Source organism: Candidatus Nitronereus thalassa, assembly GCF_032191465.1.
Taxonomy (GTDB): Bacteria; Nitrospirota; Nitrospiria; order Nitrospirales; family UBA8639; genus Nitronereus; species Nitronereus thalassa.
The window spans coordinates 881537-893463 of the sequence record NZ_JAQOUE010000001.1; the positions used below are offsets into that span (position 1 = coordinate 881537).

Below are 11927 nucleotides of genomic sequence, written 5' to 3' on the forward strand. Positions count from 1 at the left end.
CTTATCGCCAGAGGTCTTGTAATTGGACATGCCTTAGCCAACAAGCAAGGAACGAAATTTTGTTAACATTTGGTTGATGTCAAAATTATCTCTAACTCTACACTTTCCATTTTGTCCCATCTTGAGCCGCTGCTCTTTATCCATGACAAGCGTACGGATAGCTTTCGCCAATTCTCCTACCACTCCCGGGGGAACAATTAGTCCATTCTCGCCATGAATCACCGCTTCCCGATTCCCTCCTACATCAGTAGCAATACAGGGCAAACCAAAAGCCATGGCTTCAAGTAAAGAAAATGGAAGACCCTCTTTAAACGAAGGAAGCACAAAAATGTCAGCCTCTTGTAAAAATGGCCTGACATCATCCTTATGACCTATAAAATGAACCTGCTTACTGATATCAAGCGCTTCAACCTTTTCTCGTAAATCTTTTTCGGCTGGACCATCACCGACCAAAAAACAAGAAAGGGAAACATTCTCCCGTTTCACTTTATTGATTGCATCCAATAAAATCCCTATCCCTTTTTTCCGATCCAAACGAGAGACACATACAAGGATGACTTCCTCAGGCCCAATTCCCAGACCTTTTCGTAAGTTCAATCCTTGGTCGGTGATGGCCCCATAGTAATGTAGATCAATTCCATTCCAAATGGTCTTCGTTTTATCTCGGGGATACCCATAATCATCAACCAGTCTATTTCTTACGGCATGGCTAACACAGATGGTTTGGCTGGTTAAAAGCCCAGGAATTTTCCGGCGCCCGATCTTTTTTGCTATTTTGTCCTTCCAAGATAACAACCCACCATTTCTTAAAAGTGGATCCCCAATGGAATGTTCAATGGCCAACACTTGCTCCGCACCTGACAATCGTGCGGCCAGGTAGGCTTTCCACGGAAATAATCCGAGTTGGCCATTAACAAAAACAATGACGGAAGGCTTGACACGTAGAAACCGTATCCAATACGAAAAAAAACCTTTTACGGTTGGACTATCATCAGAAAGCACAATAGGAGAAGTGCCTTTAGGAAATATTTTTTCATAAAAGGCCTTCGTGAATGACAAGATATAGGTAGTCACATCCTTGCTCTGTAATCCAAGAACAAGATCTTTTAAATGCTTTTCTGTACCTCCAAACCCCAAAGGCCAAGTCACGTACAGTATAGTTTTCTTATCCATTTGAGGATTCATCAACATAAATTAAATTTTTAAAACCTTCTTATTCAGTTTTCTTACCAACCTAACAATGAGCGAGTTTCAACAAACATAGGACTCCGAGAAAGACAATTGGCTCTACCTGGGGAAAGATGTTTGGGTCCAAGTCGCACCCCTTAATTTCACACGTCGGTGTTTTTCTCACTAGACGGGAAACCAAGTTGATATTCTTCGAGAGAATTCCTCTCCGTTCCAATCTCGAGTCGAGACCCTGGGTAATTGAAAGGGATCCACTCCTCTTCGAACGATTCCTGAATAGTTTGAACACGCATAGGAAAATCCCAACTGCTTGACAAGTTCAGGGGTCTGTACCGAATAGTCCGATCGTTCACCATAGGGATAAGCAAAACTCAAGATCGGTCGATTGAGTTTTTCCTCTAGGCCCTCCTTACTTTGTAAAATCTCATCTCGCTGCTCAGAAAGAGAAAGACTAGATAATACGGGGTGCGTCACCGTATGAGCGCCAATCTCTACCAGTCCCCCCTTGCCTAATTGTTCTAATTCATTCGTTGTCAAAGAGGCATGTGTCACTCGCCCCTTTCGATTAGAACCAGACCACTTTGCAATTTCATCCAATAAGGGTCTTCTTTTTTCCTCCGGTAAGGGACGCAGTAAGGAATGAAGGGATCGGTACAATTCTTTTCTCCCCAATTTTCCCTCTTCTTGAATTTTTGAAAATTTTGGTGGAACGATTTCCGTTGAGGGAGAAGGATTCGATGGCACATCAACCTTCCATGAATGCTCAATACCTTCTACAGTCAAGGTAAGTGTCTGTGGTAGGCTTTGCGGTTGTAGTAACATACGATCCAAATCATCCCACCAAAACTCTTGTTCTTGATCCAAGCATCCACATGTGACATAAAACGATGCCGGGACATCGTATTTTTCTAATAACGGTTTGGCATTATAAAGATTGTCGGCATACCCATCATCAAAGGTAACGGCTACTGCACCTTTTGGAATTTTTCCCTTTTGCGCTGCACGATGTAATTGTTGCAGGCTCATCGGATAAAATTTCTTCCGTAAAACATCCAAATGTTCCCCAAAATGTTGCGGTGTAACCGACATTAATTGCCAATCAGAAGGCAATTCCGCAACCCGATGATAGATCAGAATGGTAGCCCCCTGAAACATATGGTTTTTTATATATCGCCCAACCCATCGAATGTTAGAAATAACCGTATTTCCCATCACACGCCTCTTCTACTCCATCGTTGTAATTTCGTATTCATCTAAACGATCGCCAAAAATTTCTATTTAACACGACGATGACTTGCTTGAAGCCAATGATAGACCGGACTGGGCAATACTCGCTGAGCCAGATCCTTCCCAATCCCGATAATGACATTTTTCAACTGAATGGTCCGTCGACGTACTAATTTTATATGCCAATATTGGTAGCGTTGAAATTCCTGATGAAACACTACCCAGACTTCTTTATCTAGCACATTACATCGCTTGAGATAGCGTTCCAGCCAAAGTAGGTACTCTCTCCGTACTGCATGGTGTTCACCACTTTGCACAGTTAACGAACAGCGCTGCTTGTCATGTTGTCGATACCGAAACCAACATTTACCCGACACAAATGCCGTAACATGAAGACCGAGCTTTGCATAAAGAACCTGATCGTCATAAATACTCCGAAACGATTCTTCAAAACCACCAACCTGTTGCAAGATTCCCCGGTCAACCAGTATTCCCGAGGGAGGAGGAACCGCAGCCCCATTATGATGCAAATAAAGAGGAAGCAGTTGAGGTGAAGGAATAATCGAATTCAACGAACAATGAAGGTCTTGAATGACGTCACTCTGAGGGATTTGAGACTGATGGTCCCAACTATACCACCATTGTCCAGGTCCATAAACAAAGTTGACTCCTGGATGAGATTGAAAAATGGCTACTTGTTCCGCCAACTTTTGGGGTACCCAAACATCATCCGCATCTAAAAATGCCACATACTGACCTTTAGATTCTCTCATTCCCAAATTCCGGGAAGCACTGGCTCCACGATTTTGATGATTGAGATGCTCAAGATAACGAATCTTCCCTGGAAATCGAGTGACATAACCCATGGCAAGGGCAGTACTGGCATCGGTCGAACCATCATCCACGAGGAGCAATTCCCAATGAGAGTAGGTCTGGCAAATAACACTTTCGATGGCTTCTTGAAGAAATTCTTCGCCATTCAAGAAATTACACACCACGGACACTAATGGGCTACCCAGCATGTCCTGTTCACATTTTAGAGTCGTGCCCATTGTATCCACGCTTTTGTACGCCTCATTCCTTCAACAAAATCGATTTTGGGCTCATATCCAAGGACATTTTTGGCCTTTTCGATACTGAACCTAACTTGTTCAAATGCCGTTACCATATTTACTTCTGGTGGAGACAGTGGCGAAGGAATTGCTAGTGTGGCACCATGAGAACTCTTCGGCTTCGCCTTGGGCGTCATTCTTCGACGCAAAGCACCACGAATAGACATTGGAAGTATTATCCTAGCCACACTTCGCGTCAAAGATTCCATACGCCTCACGAGAGGAATAGAACGTAGGGCCTTGAGGGTCTTGCGGTCGGAAATAATGTTACAAATTTGCTTAAAAGATGAGGGAACCTGACTCTTAATGTACTGCCTCATTTGTTCTATCTCTTCCACCGTTTGTTCCTTTAGTGGGAGATAGGTCGATCCTAACGCATGAGCATGCTCTTCAATAAAAGCCTTCCATGTGACAGGGCTCTCATCAGAAATATGGAATATTTTCCCTACGGCCTCATCTTTTTCAGCGGCTAACAACATGGCCTCGACGAGATTATCAACATACAAAACATTACACGTTCCCCAACCTCCATTCACTAATACCATCCGCCCTTTACGAATGAGGTCAATCGTTGAAACAGAATAATCTCCAAAGGGTCCATAGACGATTGTTGGGCGTAAAACCGTAACCGGCAGCCCCTGGTCCAGAAAATATCGAAGGGCTATTTTTTCAGATTCTATTTTCCCATCGCAGTAGGCATCACCTGACAAATTAGGTTTCCCTTCCTCAGTCGAGGTGTCCGGCTTAGCTTGATAACTAAATACGGCGGTACTGCTCAGGTGCACAACACGGTTGACACCTAACTCCTTGGCCACTTGCATGACATTGTCCGTTCCCTGAGCACTCGTCTGTCGGTGAAGGTCTCCCTCAACACGATTGTCTACGGCGCAATGAAAAACCACATCACAGCCCTTCATGGCCTTACAAAGAGATTCCTTATTCAAGATATCCCCATGAACCATCTGGATCGGGAGTCGGGCTAGACGTACGGCACGAGACCATTGCCGCACCAAGGCCACAACCTCAAATTGCCGTTCACACAGCACTTCAGCCAACCGACAGCCAATAAACCCGGTTCCCCCTGTAATAAAAATTTTCTTCATCATCTTCCCACTTCCACCATTGAATAATGAGCCGATTTCATCCAAGGCCATTCCACAGGCTTCCGTTCTCGATAGCATTGCTCAATAAGCGCCACCGTTCCGAGCGCACCATCCCCGGAGGTTAATGCCCTTTCCCCCGTAAGAATTGACTGGGCAAACATTTCTAATTGAATAACAAATGCATCATGCCATGATTGGGGGCGCTCAGATTGGGAGTCCGTAATAAATCTCGAATGGCCTTCAACCTCGTGGGTCGGCCACATTCGCACTGAGTCCATGCTGGATAGATCCCATTCAAGGGTAAATTGTTCTCCAACAATCCTCACTACATTACTCAGGTTTCTCAGGCGACTAAGCACAACGGTGCCAGAAACGGGACCAGTCGGACCATCGAGCGTTAAAGATAATTCACAATCACTTTCTACTCCTCCTAGTGAATCGTCTCGATACTCGACATCTTTCACCTCCCCGAACCACCACAAGAGGAGATCCAGCATGTGGCTCCCTATATCAACAAGCTGTCCGCCGCCAGCCTGGTCTTTGAGGACGATCCCCCCTGATGCAGCCGGCCAGTCATACAGCAGGCCGTTTTCCAATGAAAAACCTTCCAATTTTCCTAGCCAATCATTCATCAACGCTCGTTTGATCAGTTGAGCCCCTTTGAAATAGCGAGACATCAGCCCAACCTGCAAAGGAACCGCATGGCGCTTCGCAAGGTCAACCATCTCCTCTGCATCCGTCACTGTCAGAGCCATTGGCTTTTCAACGAGTACCGCAATCCCTTTTGTAAGAAACTCCTTGGAAACTGAAGCGTGTAGATAGTTGGGAAGACCAATGATGACACCATCAATTTCAACTTCTGAGAGTTGCTGGTAATTCTCCAGACATTTAGACACGCCAAACTGTTTCGCGAGAGTTTCAGCGCGAGGAAGCTGTCGATCAACCAATGCAACGACTTCCATATTTGATATCTGCTGCACAGCAGGAAGATGGCACAATTCGGCAACCGCACCACACCCAATAATGGCAATACGCAATGGCCTATTATTCGAAGGCCTCATTTCACTCTGCATTTCTCTTTATCTCCACAATGAAATATTGTCACCCATACCGCGGTTTCCAAAAAACTCATTTCCCCGAATCAGGCTGGAATTTTCTCCGTCTCTCTAACGATCGAGTTTTTCTGCCTTGGTAAATTTTTCCGGAAATTTGATTTATAATATTCAATGGTTTTCATGAGTCCCTCTTTTAACTCGACCTTGGGTCTCCACCCTAAAATCTTATTGGCCTTTTGAATATCAGGACGTCGTAAAGCCGGATCATCTTGAGGCAGTGGCTTAAACTCCACTTTTGATTTGGATCCAGTTAAACGTATGACCTCTTCGGCTAATTCGAGTATGGTAAATTCGTGGGGGTTGCCTAAATTGATGGGCCCCGTTTCCTCATTTCCCGATTCCATAAGTAATATCAACCCACTGATGAGATCATCCACATAGCAAAAACTTCGAGTCTGACTTCCATCACCATAGACGGTCATATTCTTGTTCTGTAGGGCCTGAATAATGAAATTACTGACCACCCGACCATCGTTGGGATGCATTCTCGGACCATAGGTATTAAAAATTCGTGCAACCTTGATATTCAGGTGGTATTGGCGGTGATAATCAAAAAATAATGTTTCGGCGCATCGTTTCCCTTCATCGTAGCAAGCTCTTTGACCAATAGGATTCACATTTCCCCAATAGGTTTCCACTTGAGGATGTACTCGCGGGTCTCCATATACTTCGCTTGTTGATGCCTGCAGAATCTTGGCTTTGACCCGCTTGGCAAGACCTAAGAGATTGATACTTCCGTGAACGGACGTTTTGGTCGTCTGAACAGGATCGAATTGATAGTGAAGAGGAGATGCCGGACAAGCGAGGTTATAAATTTCATCGGTCTCTATATATAGTGGAAAGCAAATATCATGCCGTTTAACCTCAAAATACGGGTGATTCATGAGATGCAAGATATTTTCTTTTCGTCCTGTATAAAAATTATCCACACAAAGGACTTCATGACCTTGCTCAAGGAGCCTTTCACAAAGGTAGGACCCCAAAAACCCAGCTCCTCCGGCAACCAAAATTCGTTTACTACTAAGATTCTTCACGAGATATCACTCCTATACGATTTTGGGTAAATGAAACTTTCCCATCCATTCTCAATCCACGTTTCATCAAACTCCTGAATTTCTTCAAATGGAATAAGAATATTCTTAAGAAAAAGGTTGTTCACCCTCCCGAATACTTCGCTAAACTCATTTGAGTTCCAAGCCAAGATTTAGAGGACTTGTGGCTATTAGAAACAATCTTATTCAGACCGACAAACCCAACAGGGGGTTCAACATCAGCACAAGAAGGGCAAATTGGAATAGGCTATATGATTTAAGAATGTAGGACAGGAACAGTGAAATACCCAAAAGGGCTATATTAAAACCTGCTCTCAACGGTTGCCAAAATTGGTCCTATGTCCGAATGCGAGAGATTCGTTTAAAACAAAGGTTTATACATACCCCCGGCCATTTTAATACCGGCTCATTGTTGAAAGCATTGACAATCACTTTTACCCGATGTTTCCAGACAGAGAGGAAATTCTTGTATTTATGGTAAGGTTTTACTGCTATCAAAATGAAAATATGGTCTCCAAGGCTTTGCACCAAACTGATGCCAAGGTGCAAAAGAAAACCACACCGGTTGACACAAGCCACTCCTAGGCTATCAGGTTCCTGGCAAACCACTTGAGTAGGCTGCAATTTCAACTCATACTGAACTAGCCCCCAATTTTCCCCATTTGGATTAAACTGATCCGGCAAGTGGTCAGAATCTCTTTCGGGATTACATTTTCGGTTTCGGCTGGCAGACCATGGTTCAAGAGGAGAGCCATGGTCTAAATGATAGAAATCATGATCTACGAGTTCTCCTAAATTGACAAACTGATACTTATTGACCAACCGCAAAATCATATCTTTTTCTTGATTATCCATATAGATAAACCGCTCATCGTAGCCTCCACAATCAGCCCACAGCTTTTTGTGCAAAAGCCATATACCGATGTAACATTGATAATAGAGATGCGGAGGTGGTGGCTCCATCAAAGGGAGAACCTTGTTAAACCATCGAATATATCGTTCAACCCCGAAAAATGAAGGGCACCGCTTTGCAAACCTGTAAGGAATTCGTCGACGATTAGACAGGAGCAATGCCGACTCCAGTGGCACAAGCAATTGAGACTTTTCATATAAATCAAAAAAGGTTTTCAAAAACTTTTTGCCAACTAGAGTATCTTGATCAATCCGACCAACATATTCTCCAGCAGCGCGCCTTGCTGCAGCGTTCAGAGCCAACACTTCCGGAAAGGGGCTATCTTTTTGAAGACTTTTGGCGACATCGGAAGATACATGTAGAAATTTCACCATCTTTGCGGCTGCAGGAGAAAGCCGAATCATCTCATGCAACCCCACCTGACTTCCCCAATCGGCGACAATTACTTCAACCTGAGTTCCCCTATTTAATTCCTCCACTTTCTGGGCAACATAATTTAATGCCGTTTCTAGCCGCCAGCGGGAATTGCCCTGGTATTGGTCATTGCGAGAACAAAGAATTAGAGACATTACCGGAGTTTGGCATTCATTAGTTTTCCTCGAACTATTTTCAAGATTATTTTTCATCCAACATTCCTTCATTTTTTCTCAATCTTGCTTGAAAATTGACTAATTCCGAGAGGCAAATATACATTCTGGTTCTTTTAGATAATTCCAAGAGTTCAAATAACCGAGATGACTATATTTTTCTTAAAGAAAGAGGAGAGGTCCACTTCTTAGAGGACCACGCTGGGCTTAACGGTCTCACATTTTCACTCAATTATTTTTTAATCGCTCTAGCCTTGCATATCTTTTTGAGGTCCATAGTCCCATAATCAATGTAGGCCAGTGGATAAGTGACTTTCCGGAAACGGTTTCCTTTACCAGGTTAAACCGATAGATCCAGGTATTAACAAAATCTTTTATTTTCTCCAATCTCGGCATGACAACTTTAAATACAGCTGCATTAATATCATCAAGGATGCCCTGGATTTTGCTGCTCGTGACCAAGGAAATAAATCCGAAGAAACTTCCCTGACTTTTTACCATTCCTTTATCAACTCCATTAGGTCTTTCACCATGAGGGGGTGATACCGTTAAATGATAAGTCCTTAAACCCCAATCAAGGCTATTAGGATGAAACTCGTCAGGAGTTTTTGTTAAATCCATATCAGCATTACTTTTCGTACTCGCATGAACTCTAGGATGGAGAATGCCAGACCAAGAAGGTTTTTCTTGATAATGATCAAGATGAAAAAAGTCATAATCAACAATTTTTCCCAAATCCACCATTTGATATTTAGTCTGAAGCCGTATTATCATTTCGACTTCCATCCAGTCATAGTAAATCATGGTTTCATTGTATCCACCACATTCTTCCCATATCTTTTTTGTTAAAAGAAAGATCCCTACGTAACTCGTCCAAAATAAGTCTGGGTAATGGGGATTATAGTTCCAAACCTTCAAAGCATCCCCATAGTCCTCGATATATTTTTCCACATAGGCGAATTTCGGGCATTGCACGGAAAATCGATAAGGAATACTTTTTCGATTTGCGAACAAAATAGCATTCTCGTAGTCACTCCCCCCTTGGGAGGAATGCCCTAGAACTTCAAAAAACCATCGCAAAAATTTTTCCCCAACAAGAGTATCTTGATCTATTCGTCCAATATAGTTTCCTTTTGCAACTCGCGCCGCTGCATTCAACGAATGCACCTCTGAAAATGGGCTGTCCTTCTGACATTTTTTTGCTATAGAAGGAGGGATACATATGAAACGAACAATATCTTTACCTGCCCGATCAATATTAAGCACATCTCGAATGGGAGTGGAACTCCCCCAATCGGCAATGATAATTTCCGCCTCTTGGACTCTATCAACCTTCACTAAATTCTTGATGAGATAATTTACCGTCGTTTCCAGCCTCCACATGGGATTTCCCATATAGTTGTCATTCCTGGAACAGACAATAAAAGAAATTTTTGGGCTCATATTTGTCATTCTATGCATTTCCTTATTTCAGAAAGAACATTGCCGTTTGTTACATGAAATCAAAATTCAAAAAAAACCCTTATTAGCTCCTCAACGATCTCTTACCTATTCACATTTACGTCTGTTGCTAAAATCTTATATGGCCCAATTTCCTGAAGCCACACTCTGCACGGTTTTGTTCTCAACAGGATTTTCTTTACCAGGAAATACCTGATCAATAATTTGTTCAGGGAGATAGTTGAGGCCAATCAAACATTCAAGAATTTCCTTAAGGTTGGCTTCTGGAGTATCCAAATCGGTATGCACGACTAATTCTGGATTATCTGGTGGCTCATAAGGATCTGACACCCCGGTAAAATTTTTGATCTCTCCCCGACAGGCTTTGGCATACAACCCTTTGACATCACGATCTATACATTTTTGCAAAGGGCAATTAACATAAATTTCTACAAATTTTCCAATTTCAGTTCTTGCTCGATCTCGCGTTTCGTGAAAGGGCGAAATGGCTGCAACGATAGGAATCGCGCCAACCTTGGTTAATAATTTTGCCACGTATGCGATTCGTCGAATATTTTCATCTCGATCTGCCTTTGAAAATCCTAGCCCTTTCGTAAGACGTTGACGAATTTCGTCCCCATCTAAAATCACTACAGGAAGACCTGCTTCCTCTAAACTCTGGCATACCAAACGGGACAACGTACTCTTACCTGAACTCGGAAGTCCGGTTAACCAAATTGTAAAACCACTGTTTAATTTCATGTCTCTCATGTCATTCTCCTTTTTCTCCATCTCGAATATACTGAATGGAGGAAAGCTAAGTACCTTAAAAAATAGATTTCTTCCTGAAAATACCTTCTTATCCCCTTTTAGGACATAGGCGTTTCAGGTTTCATTGCCTGGAATAATAATCCTAGTTCATACCGCCGTTTTGCTTCTTCCTCACTATCAGTTTCACCAGATTCAATGGCATCGTACCCACATTCGAGAAGGGAAGGATTAACAATCAGCGCCAGATCGGCCAACGTGGGTGAAGAAAACTTTCTCCATCGACCAACGCTTGTGGTCTCGATCTGAGACTTGGAAAATGTTTTCCAGTCACTAAAACCTTGAGAGTCTTTATGATGCATTGCACGAGAGAGAAGGCCCGAATCCCACGGTTCTCCAATAAAATCGAGCACACGGCGCATCTCAGCTTCCGGATTTGCCACTAAATCTTCATATCGAAGTTCAAGAGAGTTCTCCTGATGCAAGGCAACAAATTTCCGAAGATCTCTCGTTACATCCACCCAGGCATGGCAAAACGCTTCAAGCGGTCGTGGATATTGTCTGACATAGTGATATAACTCAGAAAAATACACTTGGGATTTATCACACCAATCCATCATGCTACAGGCCACATCCATACCATGCCGGGTAATGCAAATAAATAAAGCATGGTCGCCGAACAAACGACTTATTTCATTGATATAAAACGCATCGACGGCTGTCTTTTCGACCCATCGAGCTTTACCTTCACGGGCCGCGTGTTGACGTCGAAAAGTAAAGGCGAATTCTCGCAGTCGGTCGAGAACCTCCTGTGTTTCAAAACCGGCATAACCAAGCCCGTTGAGCACCCCGACATTCATACCATCAACCGCTCGATCGCTATGCAGAAAGCGAGCACAGGCCGTCAGAATATGGGTTTCCCCCGGAGCGGCGATATTGGAATGCGCATTTAACAGCCTCCGGAGTAAAGTCGTTCCGGAGCGAGGGCATCCCAAGATTATTATTCCCTCGTATTTCCTGTTTCTTTGCATACCATTTCCTCTTTGCTGTTGGGGAAATTAGTGGGAGCCGTTTTTGCCATTAGCCCGTATCTCAGTAAAAGTCAGAATACGACTGACCGAATCCAGGTTATCAAGATTCACCTCTGCCGGTTTAATCTTGATTCCACATTGTTTTTCAATAAAAAGCACAAGCTCCACCATAGTAAATGAATCAATCAACCCAGATGAGATCAGCGCCATCTCCGCCTCAATTTGGTTTGGGGCCATGTTGATTTTATTTCCCAAATAATTCAGTAACACATCTCGTTCTAAGGTCATTTTATTAATCACCTTCAAGCTAAATTTTTAATAATGTGAGAAGGCAAGGAGTGCGTCACAAACGCAAACCAAATATCGACTACCAACAAAAGGTTTTTGTCAT

11 protein-coding genes are annotated in these 11927 nt (G+C 43.2%); all 11 read right to left on the reverse strand.

Features of this window, described 5'->3' with window-relative positions; translation table 11 throughout:
* Nucleotides 1–33: 33 nt before the first annotated feature.
* Nucleotides 34–1173 (reverse strand): glycosyltransferase family 4 protein, encoded by a 1140-nt coding sequence (locus PPG34_RS04125; protein ID WP_313831874.1) that lies wholly within the window; start codon nt 1171–1173, stop codon nt 34–36.
* A 180-nt stretch (nt 1174–1353) separates the two neighbouring features.
* Nucleotides 1354–2400, reverse strand: a complete 1047-nt coding sequence (locus PPG34_RS04130) for a polysaccharide deacetylase family protein (protein WP_313831875.1) — start codon at nt 2398–2400, stop codon at nt 1354–1356.
* A 62-nt stretch (nt 2401–2462) separates the two neighbouring features.
* Nucleotides 2463–3467 carry a glycosyltransferase family 2 protein gene (locus PPG34_RS04135; RefSeq protein WP_313834266.1) on the reverse strand — a complete coding sequence of 335 codons (1005 nt, stop codon included), beginning with the start codon at nt 3465–3467 and terminating at the stop codon, nt 2463–2465.
* Nucleotides 3452–4633 (reverse strand): NAD-dependent epimerase/dehydratase family protein, encoded by a 1182-nt coding sequence (locus PPG34_RS04140; protein WP_313831876.1) that lies wholly within the window; start codon nt 4631–4633, stop codon nt 3452–3454. The genes PPG34_RS04135 and PPG34_RS04140 overlap by 16 nt, the downstream gene beginning before the upstream one ends.
* Nucleotides 4630–5703: a Gfo/Idh/MocA family protein gene (locus PPG34_RS04145; RefSeq protein WP_313831877.1), complete on the reverse strand. Its 1074-nt coding sequence runs from the start codon at nt 5701–5703 to the stop codon at nt 4630–4632. The genes PPG34_RS04140 and PPG34_RS04145 overlap by 4 nt, the downstream gene beginning before the upstream one ends.
* 68 nt (nt 5704–5771) lie before the next feature.
* Nucleotides 5772–6779 carry a UDP-glucuronic acid decarboxylase family protein gene (locus tag PPG34_RS04150; protein WP_313831878.1) on the reverse strand — a complete coding sequence of 336 codons (1008 nt, stop codon included), beginning with the start codon at nt 6777–6779 and terminating at the stop codon, nt 5772–5774.
* Nucleotides 6780–7133: 354 nt separating this feature from the next.
* On the reverse strand, nt 7134–8336 hold the full coding sequence (locus tag PPG34_RS04155; RefSeq protein WP_313831879.1) for a hypothetical protein: 1203 nt from the start codon (nt 8334–8336) through the stop codon (nt 7134–7136).
* Nucleotides 8337–8525: 189 nt separating this feature from the next.
* Entirely contained in the window at nt 8526–9749 is a 1224-nt protein-coding gene (locus tag PPG34_RS04160) for a glycosyltransferase family 2 protein (RefSeq protein WP_313831880.1), read from the reverse strand.
* Nucleotides 9750–9875: 126 nt separating this feature from the next.
* Entirely contained in the window at nt 9876–10508 is a 633-nt protein-coding gene (cysC, locus tag PPG34_RS04165; RefSeq protein ID WP_313831881.1) for an adenylyl-sulfate kinase, read from the reverse strand.
* Nucleotides 10509–10606: 98 nt separating this feature from the next.
* On the reverse strand, nt 10607–11536 hold the full coding sequence (locus PPG34_RS04170; protein WP_313831882.1) for a sulfotransferase family protein: 930 nt from the start codon (nt 11534–11536) through the stop codon (nt 10607–10609).
* 27 nt (nt 11537–11563) lie between these two features.
* Complete coding sequence (locus PPG34_RS04175; RefSeq protein WP_313831883.1) at nt 11564–11824, reverse strand: acyl carrier protein; 261 nt, start codon at nt 11822–11824, stop codon at nt 11564–11566.
* Nucleotides 11825–11927 lie beyond the last annotated feature (103 nt).

Coding starts and splice junctions, on each gene's coding strand:
- PPG34_RS04170 (WP_313831882.1), bottom strand. CDS start 11,536: ATGCAAAGAAACAGGAAATACGAGGGAATAATAATCTTGGGATGCCCT.
- PPG34_RS04160 (WP_313831880.1), bottom strand. CDS start 9,749: ATGACAAATATGAGCCCAAAAATTTCTTTTATTGTCTGTTCCAGGAAT.
- PPG34_RS04130 (WP_313831875.1), bottom strand. CDS start 2,400: ATGGGAAATACGGTTATTTCTAACATTCGATGGGTTGGGCGATATATA.
- PPG34_RS04145 (WP_313831877.1), bottom strand. CDS start 5,703: ATGCAGAGTGAAATGAGGCCTTCGAATAATAGGCCATTGCGTATTGCC.
- PPG34_RS04125 (WP_313831874.1), bottom strand. CDS start 1,173: ATGGATAAGAAAACTATACTGTACGTGACTTGGCCTTTGGGGTTTGGA.
- PPG34_RS04140 (WP_313831876.1), bottom strand. CDS start 4,633: ATGATGAAGAAAATTTTTATTACAGGGGGAACCGGGTTTATTGGCTGT.
- PPG34_RS04135 (WP_313834266.1), bottom strand. CDS start 3,467: ATGGGCACGACTCTAAAATGTGAACAGGACATGCTGGGTAGCCCATTA.
- PPG34_RS04155 (WP_313831879.1), bottom strand. CDS start 8,336: ATGAAAAATAATCTTGAAAATAGTTCGAGGAAAACTAATGAATGCCAA.
- PPG34_RS04175 (WP_313831883.1), bottom strand. CDS start 11,824: ATGACCTTAGAACGAGATGTGTTACTGAATTATTTGGGAAATAAAATC.
- cysC (WP_313831881.1), bottom strand. CDS start 10,508: ATGAGAGACATGAAATTAAACAGTGGTTTTACAATTTGGTTAACCGGA.